The sequence below is a fragment of the Actinophytocola sp. genome, assembly GCF_036002505.1.
GTDB lineage: Bacteria > Actinomycetota > Actinomycetes > Mycobacteriales > Pseudonocardiaceae > DASYTH01.
Genome location: NZ_DASYTH010000382.1, coordinates 1 through 17,147, shown reverse-complemented (window position 1 = coordinate 17,147; position 17,147 = coordinate 1). Strand labels below are relative to the sequence as shown.

The window sequence follows — 17,147 nt, the reverse complement described above, 5'->3', positions numbered from 1 at the left end:
GGCACCGGGTACCAACGGGGCTCACCGGACTCGCGCAGGTGCACGGTCTGAGAGGAGACACATCAATCGCGGACCGATCCCGGTACGACAATTACTACATCGCCAACTGGTCATTGTGGCTGGACCTGAGAATCGTGCTGTTGACGGTTGGCGAGCTGGTGTTCCGGAGGGGCCGGTGAAACGCCGGCGTCGGGTCTCGTTCGCCCTTGCCGCGGTGCTGGCGCTCCTCGCCGGCACCGGGTGCACTCCGGGCTTGGCCCAGTCCGTGTCGGCGCCGCCACCCGAGCCGTTCGCGCCGTGCGCTTGGTGGTACGGCATCGGGAAACGGCCGACGTCCGCCGAACTGGCGACGGCCGCCAAGCGCTACCACATGGTTGTGCTCAACGCGACCGAGATCGCCGCGATGCGCACGCTCCACAAGCTCAACCCGAAGATCAAGGTATTGGTGTACAAGGATCTGTCCAGCACCCGCAACTACCCCGGTGCGGTGAACGGGCCCACCGACGCCAGATGGCTTCCCACCGGCATCGGGTACAGCGCGGCTCAGCGGGAGCACCCCGAGTGGTTCGCGCTCGACACCGCCGGGCAGCGCATCGAGTGGCAGGGCTACCCGAAACACTGGCAGATGACCGTCTGGAACCCGGAATACCAGCAGGCCTGGACCACCGCCGTGACGAACGAGGTGACCAAGGAGGGGTGGGACGGGGTCCTCGCCGACAACGACTTCAACTCGCTGAGCCACTACTCGTCCGCGCTGCTGGCCGGAACGACGACCGCCGAGCAGACCGACCGGACGCTGCGCGACGGGCTCGACGCGTTCCTCACGGTCGCGGGCACCGCCCTGCAGAACGCGGGCAAGATGTTCATCCCCAACGTGTCCGAGACACACCTCATCCCGGGTCGGTGGACGGCGCACTCCCGGTTCAGCGGAGCGTTGGAGGAGAACTTCGGGTTCCGCGACGACCGCGGCTCCGGCGACCTACTCACCTTTCAGGGCAACGAGTGGAAGGAGTTGCGGGCACAGGCCGCGCTCGGCGAGTCGTGGCTGCTCCTGGTGACCCGGGTGCAGGACGAGCGGCAGGAGCGGGCGGGGTACGCGAGCGCCGCGTTGCTCGCCGGGCCCTACACGTGCTGGACACCCGCCCGATCGGCGGTCTATGAGAACCCGGAGTGGTCACAGTACCTGGACTCGGGTCTCGACAAGGCCGTCGACGCCGCCACGCGGCAGCCTGGCGGCGCCTGGACCCGCCAGTACACCGGGGGCTGGATCGCGTTGAACCCCACCGGCACCCCGGCACGGATCGCTCCGCCGGACGGCTTGGTCGGCCTCGACGGCGCTCCGGTGTCCGAAGTGGAACTGGCCCCGGCCGACGGGGTGACGCTGGTCAGACCGCACGGCTGAGCGCGAGGAGCTCACGGTACAGCGCGAGGTGCCGCCGGGCGCCGGCCTCAGGTGCGAACCGCTCGCGCGCACGGGCGGCGAGCAGCCGTCCGGTCCGCGCCGGGTCGGGGTCGGCCAGCAGCGCCCGCAGCCGCTCGGCGAGCGCCGGGACGTCACCGGGTGGGGCGAGGTAGCTCGCCCCACCCGGCACCGCCAGCATGTCGGCCACCCCGCCGGTGTTCGTGGCCACGACCGGCTTGCCCGCCGCCATCGCCTCCGCTATGACCAGCGGCTGCTGCTCCATCGTGGACGGGAGGACCAGCGCGTCGTGCTGCCGCAGGAGGTCCGCGACATCGGCGCGAAACCCGAGGAACGTGACCCGGCCGGCCAGCTCTCGCCGTGCCGCCCGCCGCTCCGCCTCCGTCCGTTGTGGACCGTCACCGATGACGGTGAGCGTGGCGTCGGGGGGCATGGTGCCCGGCATCGCCAGCGCGTCCAACAGCTGCAGCAGTCCCTTGCGAGGCACCAGGAGCCCGACGAACGCCAGGCTGCGCACCGGTCCGGCCGGTGGTGCGCAGTCGGGGAGCGGCACACAGTTGTCGATCTGGGCCAACCGGTCCGCCGGCACGCGCAAGCGGCGGCGGAGGAACCGCCCCATGGCGGCCGAGGGCACGACCGTGCGGGTGGCCGTGCGGGCGACGAGGGCGTCCCCGGTGAGCACGGCCCGCGTGTACACCGACGGCGGCGGCCGCCTCGCGCCGAGGAACCAGGATTCGGCGACGTCGTCCGGCACGCCGTGATAGGTCTGGACCACCGGGTGCCGGAACCGCAGCCCGGCGGTCACCAGCCCCGCGCGCCGGTCCTGGGCGTGCAGGATATCGGGCCGCCACGCCCGCAGTGCCGCCACGGCTCGCCGGGCGGCGGCGAGATCTCCCTTGCGGGGCACGGAGATCGGCTCGTGGTGACCGGCGAGGAGTTCGGCGCGCCGAGCGGGGGGCGGGCCGAAGACACGTACCTCCGCCTGTCCGCTCGCGATCAGCGCCGCGGCAAGGGTCACCGTCACGTCGACCGGACCGCCGCGGTCCTGGGTCAGCAGGTAGGCGACGCGGATCATGTGGGTCCTCCATGGTTCGTGAGCTTCTCGACCAGCATGGCTATCCGGTCGCACATGCGGGCGCCGTCGAACAGGTCCTCGGCGCGGCGGCGCCCCTGCCGGCCCTCCCGGGCGGCGAGTGCCGGCTCGCCCAACCGCGCGGCCACCGCCCCGGCCAGTGCGGCCACATCACCCGAGGGCACCACCGCACCCCCATCCCCGACGCTCTCCCGCACCCCGCCGACATCGAAGGCGACGACCGCGCGGCCGCACGCCATCGCCTCGAGGGGGACCAGCGCCATCCCTTCGGCACGTGACGGCAGGACCACGACGTCCGCGGCCGTGTACCAGTCGGACACGGCCGTGCTGTGCCCGTTCCAGCGCACGGACTCGAGCGCCGCGGCGGGATGGGCGCGCCAGCGGGCGGCCATCGGCCCGTCGCCCACCAGCACGAGCCGGGCGCCGGGCACCTCGGCCAGCACGGCGGGCCACGCGTCCAGCAGCTGATCCTGGCCCTTGAGCGGAGCGAGCCGACCCACGCACACCGCGGTCGGCGCGTCCACGTCCAGACCGAGTGCCTGCCGGGCGGCCAATCTGCTCCCCGGACGCAGGCGGCCGGTGTCCACGCCGTTGGGCACCACGTCGGCGGCCGCGGTCACGCCCGCGGACCGGCCGGCGGCCAGCTCATCGTGACTCACGCAGATCAGCTGGTCGGTCCACCGGGACGCGAGCTCCTCCCAGGCGGCGCTGATCCGGCCGAGCCACCCGCCCGCCGTCTGAAAGGACCACAGGTGTGGCTGGAAGACCGTCGGCCACCGGCCCCGCACCGCCAGCCGGCCGGCCAGGCCGGCCTTCGAGCTGTGCAGGTGCACGACGTCCGGCGCCAGGCGCTCGAGGATCCCGCGTAGCCGGGCGGTTTCCCCGACCGTCCGAGCCCCGGGCCCGCGCGTTGCCCACCACGCGTGCACGTCGATACCCGACTCGCGGGCCAGGTCCGCGAGCCACCCCGCCGGTGGGCACACGATGCCCACCGACCAGCCACGGTCCCGCTGGTCCGCGGCCAGCCGCAGGACCACCGCCGCCACTCCCGCCGTCACCGGTTGGGTCACGTGTATTACTTTCACCGGACTGCTCCTCGCCATACCCGGTCGCGGACGGTGCGGCGGTGCGTGAGCAGCACGCCGCCGGCGTAGGCGAAGGCCAGCACCGCACCCTCGACCAGCGCCGCGGATGCGGAGTCCGGCGGGCCGATGAGCGGGTGCGCGAGCAGCGCCGCACCGGCGCACACCAGTGCGGGGCCGGCCACACCCGCCGCCATCCGCCTGAGCTCAAGCACGGGAAACGCCAGCCCACTGCGCACCAGCGTCCACCACGTCAGCAACACGACCAGCCACGCCACGACCGCCTGCGCCAGCGCGACGGCGACCATGCCGTGCCCGACCGACAGCATCACCGCGGCGATGAGCACGACGAGGTGGCCGACCTCCAGCGCCAGGTAGCGGCGGGAGTAGCCGGCCACCTTCAACGCCTGGTACCAGATCTGCAGCAGGCTGACGCCGAGGCCGTACCCGCACAGGAGCACCAGAACCGGCGCGGCGGGCGCCCAGCGCTCACCGAGCAGCACGACCCGGTCGGCGAGCAGGGCCGCGAGCACGTACGCGCCGCCGGCCAGCACGAGGATGGCATGCGTGAACCGCGTGGTCACGGCGGCGAGGTCGCCCGTGCGTCCCTCGCGCACCAACCGGGCACACATCGGGAACATCACGGCGGCCAGCACGATCGCCACCGTGATGTACGGCACCCAGGCGATCCGGAAGGCGAGCGAGTACACCCCGACGACCCCTGGCCCCCATCCGTGCCCGATCGCGAGGTAGTCCACGTTCACCAGCAGGATCGCGACGACCGCGCCGGGCCCGACGACGGCGATCCAGCCGGCGGCCTCGCGCGCCGCGTCCCGGTTCCACCCGGGGCGCGGCCGCACACCGACCACCGCGGCCAGCAGCGGTTGCGCGACCGAGGTGCACAGCAGGCCGATCACGAACGCCGCCGGGCCGAGCCCGGTCCCCGCAAGGACGACCGTGACCACACCGCCCAGCACCGCGGCGCCCGCGTCGGGCAGAAGCCGGCGGCGGAAGTCCAGGTCCCGGTGCATCAGCGCGAGCTGAACGCCTCCGGCCGCGGTGAACGGCAGGCTCAGCGCCGCGAGCCTGACCAGCGGTGCCGCACCCGGCACGCCCAGGACCGTGGCCAGGGGGCTCGCGGCCAGTAGCAGCACCGCGGTGAGCGCGACGGCGGCCCCGACGCTCGCGGTCAGCACCGTGCCCGCCACCACGCGGGGGTCGCGCGCGGTGCGGCCCAGCACCTCGTAGACACCCATCGACTGGACGACCTGCGCGATGTTCACCAGCGACACCACGAGCGCGACCGTGCCCAGCCCGTCCTCGGTGAGGAACGCGGCCAGTGCCAGCGTCACGGCCACCTGGCTGCCCTTGCTGATCAGGTTCACCAGGCCCAGCCACAGCGAGCCCCGTGCGCCGGCACCGAGGACGCCGGTCACGACGTGCCCGCGGGGGCGGTCCGGCGGACGGTGTGCAGCCACGTGGCGAGCACGAGGAGCGAGAGCCACGCCACCACCACGGCCACCCCGTCGACGGTGACCGCGGCTCGCGCGCCGAGGATCGCCCGCACCGCCACGTCGACCGCGTGCAGGTGCGCGAACGGCACGGTGAGGGCCGCTACCGCGAGGCCGAGCGGCCACCAGCCGGGCTCACGCCGCCGGGACCACCACACCACCGCCGCCAGCGCCAGGGCGGGCACCGCGATCAGCACATCACCGGGCTGGTGCACCAGGGCGACGACCACCGTCAGGCAGGTCAGCAGGTCCGCGACCGCAGCGGAGTCCGGGTCGGCGAGCCGGTCCAGCCGGCGCACCAGCACCACGCCGATGGCGAGCACACCTGCCAGCGTTGCCGGCTCCGCCGCCGGCGCCAGCCACCCGGCCAGCCGGAACAGGACCGCCGGCAGGTCGACGCGCTGTGCCGTGAACGAGTCCACCGCTCCGTAGTCGGTGCTCGCGGCGTGGGCGAGGTTCGCGCGGATCACGTCGAGGAACGGCCCGACCCCGCCGCCGCGCACGACGAGCACGACGACCACGGGCAGGCTGGCGACCGCGGCGACCGCGGTGCCCCCCAGCGCGACGCGCCGCGAGCCGCGCGCGAACAGCAGAATCGCGAGGGGAAGCCCGAACTGCGGTTTGAGCCAGGCGATGGCGAGCGCCACCGACGCCCAACGAGGGCGGCTGTGGCGGGCGAGCAGCGCGCCCGCCGCCCCGACCGCGACGAGGGGGTTGACCTGGCCGAGGTAGAGCTGTGCCTTACCCACCTGGCTGAGCACCAGCACCGTGGCAAGGGCGGCGGTGGCCGGCGCGAGAGGCACGGGCACCCGCATGGCGAGCCGGCGGGCCGCCATGCCGGCGAGCACGACGAGCAGGAGCAAGGCCAGCACGGTGAACGCGACGGCGCCGGCCCGGTAGCCGGGCAGCGCGAACGGCAGGTGCAGGACGAGGTGGTAGGGCTGGTAGAGGTTGAAGTCCTGGCGGACCGGCCAGTGCGCGAACATCGCCGCCGGGTCATACGGGTTGCCGCCGGCCAGGAGCTCCCGGATGGGGAAGTAGAGGGCGTCGCGGAAGTCCTGCAGGCGCACCTCGGGCCGGTTGGCCGTCGTCGGCGCCGGCACCTGCCAGGACGGCCGCAGTGCCCACCACGCGCCCGCCGCGCAGACGACCGCGGAGATCGCGAGCGGGACGTGCGGGCCGAGACCGCCGGTCGGCACCGGTGGCCGGTCGGGTGCCTCGGTGGTCACACCACCACCACCCCGAGGAGGACGCTGTCGGCCGGCAGGGCGCTGACCACCGCGGCCAGCTCGTCCTGGCGACCTCGACGGGTGAGCGCGATCACGGCGGGGCCCGCGCTGTTCCGGTGGCGCTTGACGGCCATGCGCTCCGCCAGCGCCATCGCCTCGCCACCGAGCTCGGGCACGACCGCGACCACGCGGGCGGAACGGGCGGCCGCAGCGCACAGCGCGCTGAGCCGTTCGGGCAGGTCGGGATCGCCGGCACGCGCCGTGGTCACCGGGCGGTGGATGCCGGCGGCCGCCAACGCGGCGCGCACTGCGCCGTCCCCGAGACAGCGGACGCGGCACAGCGCCACGGCCGCGATTCCGGCGACCGCCGCCGCCGCGAGCGCCAGCCCGACCCCGAGCGGCCAGTCCGGTGCGACCTGGGCCACATCGGGTCGCGTGTCCAGCAGGCGCAGGGTTCCGGCCGGGGCCAGCAGGTCCGCGGCGATGACCGACCGCGCGAGGGCGATGGCCGCGCCGCCCGCCTGTGCCGCCGAACGCCCCCGCACGGAGAGCCGGGCCAGCCCGGAGGCGGGGACGAGCTCGACGGCCACGTGCTCGCCGAGCTCCTCCGCCGGTAGCCCGGCCTGCGCGGCGGCCGCCTGAAGCACCGATGGGCTGCGGGCGACCTCGACCAGCGCGGGCAGCGTCAGCGAGACGACCTCGCCGTACTGAGCGGTGGTGCCGGTGACCGGTGCGGCGGGTGCCGCGAGCAGGCTGACCCGGGCCTCGAACTCTTCGCCGTGCAGCCCGGTGGCGAGCAGGACGGCCAGCCCCGTCAGCGCCGCGACCAGCAGACCCGTGACGACGGGTCGGCCGAGCCGGGCGCTGGCGCGGACGGCGATGGCCGTCACGGGGTTCGCCGCCGACGTTGGCGTATCGTGCCGCCGTTCGACCGTGGTGTCCAGGGCCTCGTCGGTCGCCGTCATCGCCGTCGCTCCCGTCGCGCGGCCCGGAGGACCTCGTCGTAGGACCTCATGAGCAGGTGCGGGTCGTGCTGGCGGCGGATCGCCGCGAGGCCAGCGGCCACGGCGGCGGCGTGGCGGTCCGGATCGAGCAGCAGCGTGCGCAGCGCGGCGGCGGTCGCCGCGGGGTCGCGGCGGGGCACGACGATGCCACCGTCCCCCACCGCGGCCGGCACTCCGTCCACATCGGACGCGACGACCGGCCGGCCGGCGGCGAGGGACTCCAGCACGGCGACCGGCATACCTTCCCAGTCGCTGGTGAGCACCGTGACGTCCGCGGCCGCGAGCAGGTCGGGCACGTCGTCGCGGTTGCCGAGGAACCGGACCCGGTCCGCGAGCCCGGAGGTGGCCACCCGGCGCGTCAGCTCCGCCCGCAGGCTGCCGTCTCCCGCCAGCAGCAGCACCGCGTCACCGCTGAGCAAGGCCCACGCGTCCAGCAGCACGTCGTGCCGCTTCTGGGGTTCCAGCCGTGCGATGCACAGGGCCACCGGCACCCGCGGCGGTATGCCGAGCGCGGCCCGGACCGCGGTGCGCCCGGTTCCAGCAGCGCGGGGGAACACCGCGTTGGGGATCACCATGGGCTGGGGGGAGTCCAGGCCGGCCGCCCGCAGCCGCTCGGCGGTCGCCGCGGCGACCGCGACGACCGTCCGGGACGTGCGCCGCAGGATCCGCGCCGCGCCGGGGTAGTCGGCGTCGGCGACGCCGTGGAAGACGGTCACGACCGGTCGCCTGTCCCACAGCGTCGTCAGACGCGCCACCAGGCTGGCTGAGACGTTGTGCGCCAGCACGACGTCCGGGCGAAAGTGGCACACGGCCCGCGACGACGCCACGACGGCGCGGGCCACGCCGTGCACCGAACGCCTCGCCACCGGCACGGGGAACACCGGCACCCCGGCGGCGCGCAACGCGTCGGCACGGTGACCGCCGCCGCTCGCGACCGCCGACTCCCAGCCGTACCCGCTGCCCGCGGTGACCATTCCCGCCACGAGTGTCTCGGCACCGCCGCTGCCCATCTCACTGATCATGTGCAGTACGCGCACTGCCGTTCCCTTCTCTTCGCCCACGCAGCTCGGCCGCGACGGCCAGCGCCGTCAGCAGCCAAAGCGGCAGGTAGTACTGCTCGGACAGGAACGTGGCCCCCAGCGCGACCGCGAGCAGGGCGGCCTGCACCGCCACCATCACCGCGCGGTCCCGCCCGGTACGCAGCACGCGCTCGGCGGCGACGAGGGCGACCGCGGCGAGTCCGGCGAAGGCGCAGAAAGCCGGCAGGCCCAGCTCCGCGGCGACCTCAAGGAACATGTTGTGCGCCACCGGGGTCTGCTCCGCGAGCTCCGCGTTGCCGGACGCGGCCGCGTACTCGCCGCGGAACCCGCCCGGTCCGACACCGAGCATCGGGTGCTCCGCGAGCATCCGGGCGGCCGCCTGCCACCGCAGCTCTCGGGTGTCCACATTGGACTCAGCGATGAAGGTCTTCTCGCGCAACGACCTCGACAACTCGGCCGCGGCGAACTGCGCCGCGACGGCGACCACCACGGCGGTCCCGGCGAGGATGCCCGCCAGCACGCGCACGAGCAGCACGCGACGCACGAGCAGCCAGATCACGGCGGCCGCGAGCGCGAGCGCGCCGCCCCGGGAGAAGGTCGCCGCCGCACCCGCCACCAGCAGGGTCGCGGCCAGGACGGCCAGCGCGTGCACACCGGGTGCCGGGCGGCTCCCTGCCCTCGGCACGGCGACGAGCAGCGGGACCGCCATCACCAGCGCGACAGCCAGGTCGTTGGGGTCATCGAGCGGTCCGGTCGCCCGCGCCGCCCCCGTCGCGAGCAGGCTGTACAGCGCGCCGGCGGCGGCAACCGTGGCGCCGGCGACAGCGGCCACGAGCAGGGCGCGGATCGGCACCTCAGTCGCCGCGACGTCGATGAGCACCACCGTCAGGGCGACGAAAGGGAGCCACCGCAGGAGGTATTCGGCGGTGAACGTCCCGCCGGTGTGCGCCGCCGTCGAGGCCAGCAACAACACGGTCAGCAGCGCGAGCAGCGCGTGCGCCGCGTGGAGCTGGGGAGCCTGCCGCTGCCGCACCCGCACGGCAGCCCACGCCACGACCAGCAGCGCCGGCGCGACCTTGGCCAGGTGCGGGTGGAGGTGGGTGAGGTAGCCCTCCACCGGCGCCAGCGCCACGGTGAGGCAGGCGAACCACCGCAGAGCGGTCGTCGCCGGTGCCGTTCGCACGGTCGTCACGCGGCGCACACCCGGCGCGTCCGCGACGGCACACCGATGCGCTCGACGTGCTCGCCCGTGCCCACGACGTCGAAGTGGCTGCGCAGCGTGGCGAGCATCCAGTCGAGGAGCGCGATCTTCTGCCCGGCCGGCACCGCCATGCCGGGGAAGAACTCCATGCCGGGCGCCTCCGCGTCGCCAAGCACGTCGGTGGGATGGACCAGCAGCGACGGGCCGACGCCGAGCCACCGGCACAACCGGATCGCGGTGGCGAAGTAGGCGCGCGCGAGCCGCGGTGAGATCGCGTGCAGCAGCAGCACGTAGGCCCCGTGGACGGGGACCCGCAGCAGCGGCATGGTCGTGACCGGCAACTCGACGAGGTGCGTGCCGTCCGCGAGCCGCCACCGGTGGGCGCGGTTGGGAGCCAGCACGCGGGAGAAGCCACCGAACAGCTCGTCCCGCCGCTCGCCGGCGCGCGCCGTGCGGTTGTGGAACGCGCGGGCCAGCGGTCCGGTCCAGGTGGGCAGGACGCTCGCGTCGTAGGTGTAGCCCCGTTCGGCGAGCACGGCCAGCAGGTCGGGTGAGACGCTGTAGCCGGGGCCCCGGAAGCCCACCGGACGGGGCGCGCCCGCGGCGACGATCGCCTCCTCGGTCCGCACCAGCTCCGTTTCCAGTTCGGCGCGGGAGTACCTGTGCAGCCACGGTTCGTGCCGGTAGGAGTGGTTGGCGACCTCGTGCCTGTCCGCGCTCACGTCGGCCACCGCCTGCGCACCGTCGTCGCGCTCGACATCCATGCCGACGGCGAAGAACGTGGCGGTGACCCGGTGCGCACCGAGGACGCCCAGCAACCGGGGCACCGCGGCCGGCAGGAAGCTGGGCAACCGCGCCCAGTCCGGATCGCCGTGCGTCTTGAGGTACGCCCAGAGGTTGTCCAGGTCGACGGAGACGCTGGCGACCGGCCGGGCGCTCAGTGTTCGATGGTTCGCTCCGCGGGCTCCGCTCAACCCGTCACCTCGCAAGCTCGTGACGGCGACGTTGCCGCCTCGTCCCTCGGCAGCAGGGCAGGGCCCAATGGTTCGCTCGCAAGCCCGCTCATTCCGCCACCTCGCAAGCTCGGTGGCGGCAACCCTGCCGCCTCGTCCCTCGGCAGCAGGGCAGGGCCCAATGGTTCGCTCGCAAGCTCGCTCACGGCGCCTCCCGCGCCCGGCGCACCGCCGGCCCCAGCACGGCCGACAGGACCAGCACGATGCCCACCACCACCGACCATTCCCGGCCCGGCACGACCGGATCGCCCAGCACGGCGATGCCGGCCACCGAGCTGATCACCATCGTGACGGCGTCCATCGACGCCACCGTCGAGGTGGGGCCAGCCCGAGCCAGTGCGGCGGACAGGCAGGCCTGCCCGAGCAGTGCGGACAGGAGCACCAGCCACGCGACGGGGTCCAGCGGCAGGTCGAGGATGGCTTCGTCCGCGATCGAGCGCCCGCAGACGGCGACGAGCGCGAACTGCACACCGGCCAGCACGGCCAGCGACAGGGTGGCGTCCCGCCGGCAGGCGAGAGCGGCGGCCGGACCGGTCAGCAGGGGCAGCAGGAACAGGACCAGCTCCATCTCCGGAGGGATGTCTCCGGACGCGGCGGGCGTAGCCGCGGCCGCGAGCAGCACGAGTCCGGCCGCCATGACCACGAGCATCGCGACCTCGGCGAAGCGGACCCGCCACCTCAGCAGCACCACGCCGACGACGGTGGCCAGCCCGATCGCACACGACGAACCGGCTTGCACCAGGTAGAGCGGAAGCGAGGCACGCGCGAGAAAGGCGAGCACGAACCCGCCGGCCTGCCCCGCGAAACCGACCAGGTACAGGCGGTCCCTCGCCAGCCGGGCGAGGAGAGCGAGCCCCGCTCCGCGCCGCTCGACCCGGCGAGCCGCGACACTCTGGGCGACGATTCCCATGCCGTACATCGACGTCGACGCCGCGAGTTCGACGTAGCTGAGCACGCGGTAACCCTCCGGAACGCGCCTGACCGATCGGTGTCGACCGCCGTTGCGGCGACCGGCGGAATAGTACGACGGAAATCGGATACTCGTTCGAGTGACATAGTGCGAAGCTGGATTACCGCACGTCACTAAATCGTGAGAAAATGGCACCATTCGATGCGCACTTCCAACCGATCGAGAAAGTACTCCCGAGTAACTGGTCATGTGATTTGATCGGCGTGCCGGCCGGGGGTCCGCTGCGGAATTCTCCGAGAACCGACCACGGCACATGTGCACTGCATGTCGACGCGCACCCGGGCACCTGGCCGCCTGTGCGCCACGAAGGCGATCATCATCGGCACGAAGACGGCCGCGTTGTAGAAAAGGTGCAGCTCCACTCGGGGAACAAGAAGCTGAATGATGCTCGTCGGTGCGGCGCGTCCGAACAGGTAGGAGCCGGTGAGTGCCTGGACGAGCAGAAGCAGGTGCTCGAAATGGTGCCAGACCTGGATACCGAGGGCGGCCGTCCACCAGCCACGCGACCGGCCGAGAAAGCCCGGCCTGAGCACGATGAGGCCGACGAGCATGGTGAGGGCGAACCCGTAGTGCAGCCATTCGGAGTGCACCAGCCATGGGTACAGCAGGCCCAGGAGGCCGCCGGCGCGGTGCACCGGCCAGCCGAGCAGGTAGATCTGGATTGCCTGAGCGACGTGCTCGGCCCAGTGCGCCATGACGATCACCATGAAGGCGACCAGCGCCCTTCGGTGCCACCCGGTGTTCAACAGCATGATGGTGCGGCGCCAGCGACCGTTGTGGCGGACCGGCATGGCTACATTTCGACTCACGGCACCTCCCGGTATGGGGAACGGTTGATGTTTCGGGGGGCACCTCACCTCACCGGCTGCGGATCGGCGTCGAGGGCGGCGAAGACGATCACGTTCTGGCGATAGGACATCGCGGTGCTGTCGAAACCGCCGCCGCACGTGATCAGCCGAAGCTCCCGGACGGACGACGGGCGGTAAACCTCGTCACTGGGAAACAGGACCACCGGTGCCTGCTGGACGCGGGTCACCACGAACCGCAGCACCGACGAGTCCGCCCGGCCGATGAGGATCTCGTCACCAGGTGCCAGCTCCCGCAGCCGGTGGAAGATTCCCGGCGGTCGGGCGCCGTCCACATGGCCGACGATCACCGCGGGTCCGAGCTGCCCCGGTGCCGGTCCGAGCGCATACCAGCCCGCCCGCACCGGACCCGTCACCGGCGGCGTCTCCGGCTCACCGGTCGAGTCCAGCCCGAGCCGCATGAGCGTGGAGCTGGTGGCGATGCGCGGCACGGCCAGCGACACCGGCTCCACCCTGTCCGCGGCGTGCTGAGCCCCCTGGTTCGGCCCGGTCCTGGACGCACCGTCCAATGTGGTCCGCCGATCGCCAGGTGCGGCGGGGGTGCTGGAGGCGGACAGCGCGAGCAGCGAAACGAGGCCGGTCATCGCCCAGGCTCCGACGACCACGGATCTCGGGCGGTGTGCCGTGATTCTCGCGGCACGCGGCGCGGCCGCGACCGGCTCGGGCATCGGGGCGCTGCGCGGGATCAGCCGCCCGCCGGTATGGCGCCACCACGGCGCGATCACTCGAACGGGCCCCTGTGCCACCAGCCAGATCAGCAGCCAGGTGGTGCCGAAGAACAGCGCATACCCGAACGGAGATCGCGGTGCCAGCCCGAGCGTGCGAAGCACCGGCCAGGCCAGAGCGCCCTCCGGTATGCCGGCCGCGAGGGCGAACACGCTGGGCCAGTCCCTGCCCCAGCGCAGCTGCTGGCAGCCGTGGTAGAGCAGCTCCCAGCCGACGCCGAGCACGGCGATGACCGGCAGCGAGGCCAGCGCGTGGCCGTACCGGACGCCCCCGGGCAGCAGCGGCGCGATCATCATCGTCCAGGGCACACCGACCACGGCAAGCAGTGCCAGCCTGGTCTGGATCCGGCCAGACAGTGTCAGGGTCATATCGGCCGGTTCCTCATCCAGCACCACCACGCCGCGGCGGAACGCACGGACCGCAGTCGCGGACCCAACCCGTGCCGGGCGAGTGAGTCGGCGATCGCCAGGGCGGCCAGCTGCAACCCGGCGAGCGAGTCCACCGGCGCGAGGTGCCCGCCTGCGGCGGCGACCCCGGAGGCGTAGATCAGGCCGGGCCCGCTCGCCGTGTTCAGAACCTCGAAGTCGTGCCCGACGTCCAGACCGCCGAGCGGGTTCATGGTCGCTCCCAAGCCGTCGAGCAGTGACTCGAGGAGCGGATGCCGGCGGATGTCGGGATCCAACCCGGTGGCATTGATGACGAAGTGCACCGGCAGGATCACGGGCTCGCCGGACAGCGGGCGGACCCGCGCCTCGATCCCGGACACGGTCGGCGAGAGTTCGATCACCTCTCCGGCGACGGCCCGGTACCAGCCCTCCGCCATCCCGCGCCGCAACTGCCGCGCCCAGAGCCGGCGATACGGGGTGCTCGTGGCGCCCATCGCCTTGATCGCCTCGGCCCGCTCGGCGGCGGGCAGTTGCGAGATCCGGTCACGGAGCTGACCGCCGAACGCCGCCTTGGGGAAGTTGAACGGCTGGCAGGCAAAGCCGCCCCCGCTGTACCGGCAAAGCCGGGCCGGCCACCCACGGGCTTCGGCGGGTCGGCGGAACAGGTGCCAGACGCGAATTTCCCGGCCCGATGTCTTGCGGTCGTCGGCCAACCGCTGCAGCACCCGGGACGCGGTGATGCCGGCACCCCGGACGAGCACGGCACCCGACCGTTCGGCAAGAGTGGTGTACACGTGTTCGTGTGGCTCGTAGGCGTGCACCAGCCGGTCGCCCGCCGGATCCCGGTCGCGGAAGTCGTGGGCGCCAGCCGGGAACCGGAGCCCGCCGTAGCCGAGCGCGAGGTGGACGAACCTGGACCGGTAGAGCACCGGCTGGCCGCCGGACGCGGGCTCGACCGTCACCACGTAGCCGCCGTCACCGCGGTGCAACCCGGTCGCGACACCGTGGACCACCATCGACCCCCAGTCGATCCGCTCGGCCTCACGACACAGACCGGCGTGCACCTGGCCCACAGTGGGCGTGTAGTACTCGCTGAACACCGGCTCGGTGAGGACCCGGAACAGCGGCCATACCCGGCGGGTCCGCCAGGCGTGCTCGAGGGCGTATCCCGGGAATCCCCACGGATTGTCGATCCTCGACGAGGAGTCCGAGCGCAGCCGGTCGGTGTCGGCCAACCCGGACACCCGGCACAGGCGCAGGAACCTGGCGTCCGGTGCCCGGTCCGGGGAGACCACCCTGATCTTCTCGGCCGGCACGCCCGCCACGCGAAGCACGTCGACCAGGGCGAACGACCCCAACCCGCCGCCAATGGTGATCAGCGGAACGTCGACGACCACGCTTGAGTCCTTTCCCGGTATCCCCCAGCCCCTCCCGCCGCGCTGCCGGCGACGGAGCACTGAAACCCGGCGGCCGCCGGGTGGGCGGGCACCCCCTTACGGGATGCCCGCCCACCCGGAGCCACTACGGCCGACCTGGCTGGTCAGCCGAGGGAGCCGATGACCGGCGCGGCGGCGCCGGTCTGGCTCTCCTTGGCCCGGTCACAGGCACACGGGGCCTGGCCGGTGTAGGTCGCCTGGCAGGTCGCGGTCTGCGCCATGCCGTTCGCACCGGGCACGGCGACGACGATCGTCAGCGTGTTGGTGTCCGGCTTCGCCGTCACGTGCAGCGTGCAGTTCGCGGTCTGACCGGGCATCAGCTGACCCTGCCCGCAGTCGAGCGGGACCTGCTGTCCGTCGACGGTGGCCATCAGCTGGGACAGCTCGATCGGCACATTGCCGGTGTTGGTGACCGGAAGCGTGATCGTCGTGTCCTCACCGGCGGTGACCGGGTTGGGGCTGACGGCCGGCGTGCCGACACTGATGCTCACGTTCGCCGGCTGGCCCGGCTGGCCTGGCTGGCCTGGCTGTCCCGGCTGGCCCGGCATGAAGGCCTCGGTGAGACCGGCGTTCCAGGTCAGGTCCACCTGACCATGGCTCAACGGAATCCGGTCGGTGCTTCCGTCCGAGTTCGCGCTGGACATGACCCTGCGGTCCAGACCCACGTACTTCCGGGTGATCCACAACGGCTCGCCGTTCGGCCCGGTGAACTTGATCTGGTAGTACGACGGATCGGTCCGCGGCTGCAGCCTGGGGAACAGGTACCGCCCGTCCGGTCCGGTGATGGCGTAGCCGTAGTCGTTACCGTTGGCGTCGGTCAGCGAGGCCTTCACACCCGGCTGAACCGGCTCACCGCGGTCCCAGATCCCGTTCCCGTTCTCGTCGATGAACACGACGCCGCCGAGCGCGGCGTCGGTCTGGCCACCGCTGGACAGCGGGCCGGTCAGGTGTCCTACCACCCATCCGAGGTTGTCCACGGTCCAGCCCAGATCGATCTGGGTCAGCGTGGTCGGCCTGGCCAGGATGTCGGTGACGTTCTGCAGCTGGCCCCCGACAATCCGGGTCACGGTGCCGAGGGGATCGGCCAGCACCGTCGGCAGCAGGCCGTTGGTGACACCCTTCACCAGCAGGAGCACACTGCCGACCGCCTTACCCAGCGTGCCGTCCTTGATGTAGGCCATCAGCTGCTCGGGATCGAGGCTGGGCACCGATTCCTTGCCGATCAGGTAGCCGAGGCACTGCCCGGTCGTCAGATCGAGAACGATGAACAATCCGCTCAGGCGGTTCACCACGTCGCCGATCGCCCCGCAGGCCACCAGGCAGTACACCGTGTCGGTCACCGGGGCGAGCGTCTGACCGAGCGGGTTGGTGAGCATGCTGCAGAAGTCCGGGGTGCTCCCCCCGGAGAGAAGTCCGGTCAGCTCCAGCGATCCGCTCGTCGAGCCGCTGACCGTGCACGGCACCTCCGGGGACAGGCCGGGCCTCGGGCTGACCGTCAGCGAGATGTTGTCGAGGATCAGCTTGCCGAGGCTGGCGGCGGTCTCGGCAAACGTCTGCTTGACCGAGCCGCAGATCTTGTACTTCTTGCCGTACACCAGCTTCTTGATGTCGATGTACGCCTCGTGGTGATCCCACTCGTTGAGGGGGAAGATGCCCTCCGGGCCGTGCCCGGTGGTCACCACGCGGCCGTCGTGGTCACAGATCTCGACCGTGTACGACGAATGGCCGTCGCCCGCGAGTAGCAGGGTCGTCAGCATGTCGAAGTCGATCTTCCCGGACTCGGCGTCGGCCGCGTCGTAGGTGAACTCCTCGGTGGTCCACCGGGCGACGGCGCACTGCATGGTGCACGGCGCGACGGAGAGCGAGGTGCCTTCGATCTCGAAGGCACCGTCGCCCGCTCCGCGCGGGCCACCGTCCGGCAGGTAGAACGATTCCCAGTAGGTGTTCGTGGCGCCGGACACGAACTGGAACGCCCCGTACTCCTGCCAGACCTTCAGTCCCGGGTAAGTACCGTTGAAGTCCCTGGCGCGGGGGTTCGCCGGGAACCGCTTCACACCGGATCCCAGGTCCTCCCCGGGCGTCGGCTCGGACTGGGGGCCATACAGGTAGTGGGTACCGCTCTGGGCGGCGATCTCCGCGCTGGGCGGCTCACCCGGCGTCCATATGTTGT

15 protein-coding genes are annotated in these 17,147 nt (G+C 72.5%); 2 read left to right on the top strand and 13 right to left on the bottom strand.

Features of this window, described 5'->3' with window-relative positions; genetic code table 11:
- Together VGR06_RS33620 and VGR06_RS33615 are read left to right on the top strand one after the other, a co-directional pair.
- A partial coding sequence (locus VGR06_RS33620) for a sugar transferase (protein WP_327563223.1) occupies positions 1 to 179 on the top strand: 179 nt, incomplete at its 5' end.
- Complete coding sequence (locus VGR06_RS33615) at positions 176 to 1,402, top strand: putative glycoside hydrolase family 15 protein (protein ID WP_327563221.1); 1,227 nt, start codon at positions 176 to 178, stop codon at positions 1,400 to 1,402. The genes VGR06_RS33620 and VGR06_RS33615, both read left to right, overlap by 4 nt.
- On the opposite strand, the gene VGR06_RS33610 is transcribed toward VGR06_RS33615, so the two are convergent.
- The 13 genes from VGR06_RS33610 to VGR06_RS33550 all read right to left on the bottom strand — a co-directional run.
- Positions 1,386 to 2,495 (bottom strand): glycosyltransferase family 4 protein, encoded by a 1,110-nt coding sequence (locus tag VGR06_RS33610; protein ID WP_327563220.1) that lies wholly within the window; start codon positions 2,493 to 2,495, stop codon positions 1,386 to 1,388. The genes VGR06_RS33615 and VGR06_RS33610 overlap by 17 nt on opposite strands.
- Entirely contained in the window at positions 2,492 to 3,583 is a 1,092-nt protein-coding gene (locus tag VGR06_RS33605; protein ID WP_327563219.1) for a glycosyltransferase, read from the bottom strand. Before VGR06_RS33605 ends, VGR06_RS33610 begins: the two co-directional genes overlap by 4 nt.
- Before the next feature lie 11 nt (positions 3,584 to 3,594).
- Positions 3,595 to 5,073 (bottom strand): oligosaccharide flippase family protein, encoded by a 1,479-nt coding sequence (locus VGR06_RS33600; RefSeq protein WP_327563218.1) that lies wholly within the window; start codon positions 5,071 to 5,073, stop codon positions 3,595 to 3,597.
- Positions 5,028 to 6,335 (bottom strand): glycosyltransferase 87 family protein, encoded by a 1,308-nt coding sequence (locus VGR06_RS33595; protein WP_327563217.1) that lies wholly within the window; start codon positions 6,333 to 6,335, stop codon positions 5,028 to 5,030. The genes VGR06_RS33600 and VGR06_RS33595 overlap by 46 nt, the downstream gene beginning before the upstream one ends.
- On the bottom strand, positions 6,332 to 7,300 hold the full coding sequence (locus VGR06_RS33590) for a hypothetical protein (RefSeq protein ID WP_327563216.1): 969 nt from the start codon (positions 7,298 to 7,300) through the stop codon (positions 6,332 to 6,334). The genes VGR06_RS33595 and VGR06_RS33590 overlap by 4 nt, the downstream gene beginning before the upstream one ends.
- Positions 7,297 to 8,349, bottom strand: a complete 1,053-nt coding sequence (locus VGR06_RS33585; RefSeq protein ID WP_327563215.1) for a glycosyltransferase — start codon at positions 8,347 to 8,349, stop codon at positions 7,297 to 7,299. The genes VGR06_RS33590 and VGR06_RS33585 overlap by 4 nt, the downstream gene beginning before the upstream one ends.
- A gap of 1 nt (position 8,350) precedes the next feature.
- Positions 8,351 to 9,571, bottom strand: coding sequence for an O-antigen ligase family protein (locus VGR06_RS33580; RefSeq protein WP_327563214.1), 1,221 nt, complete (start codon positions 9,569 to 9,571; stop codon positions 8,351 to 8,353).
- Positions 9,568 to 10,554, bottom strand: coding sequence for a polysaccharide deacetylase family protein (locus VGR06_RS33575; RefSeq protein ID WP_327563213.1), 987 nt, complete (start codon positions 10,552 to 10,554; stop codon positions 9,568 to 9,570). The genes VGR06_RS33580 and VGR06_RS33575 overlap by 4 nt, the downstream gene beginning before the upstream one ends.
- 181 nt (positions 10,555 to 10,735) lie before the next feature.
- On the bottom strand, positions 10,736 to 11,548 hold the full coding sequence (locus VGR06_RS33570; RefSeq protein WP_327563212.1) for a hypothetical protein: 813 nt from the start codon (positions 11,546 to 11,548) through the stop codon (positions 10,736 to 10,738).
- A gap of 200 nt (positions 11,549 to 11,748) precedes the next feature.
- Positions 11,749 to 12,354, bottom strand: coding sequence for a hypothetical protein (locus VGR06_RS33565; RefSeq protein WP_327563222.1), 606 nt, complete (start codon positions 12,352 to 12,354; stop codon positions 11,749 to 11,751).
- Positions 12,355 to 12,416: 62 nt separating this feature from the next.
- Positions 12,417 to 13,523 carry a class F sortase gene (locus tag VGR06_RS33560; protein ID WP_327563211.1) on the bottom strand — a complete coding sequence of 369 codons (1,107 nt, stop codon included), beginning with the start codon at positions 13,521 to 13,523 and terminating at the stop codon, positions 12,417 to 12,419.
- A complete protein-coding gene (locus tag VGR06_RS33555; RefSeq protein ID WP_327563210.1) occupies positions 13,520 to 14,938 on the bottom strand; it encodes a hypothetical protein in 1,419 nt (472 codons plus the stop codon). Before VGR06_RS33555 ends, VGR06_RS33560 begins: the two co-directional genes overlap by 4 nt.
- Before the next feature lie 143 nt (positions 14,939 to 15,081).
- Positions 15,082 to 17,147 (bottom strand): SdrD B-like domain-containing protein (locus VGR06_RS33550; protein ID WP_327563209.1); only part of this gene is annotated, 2,066 nt, incomplete at its 5' end.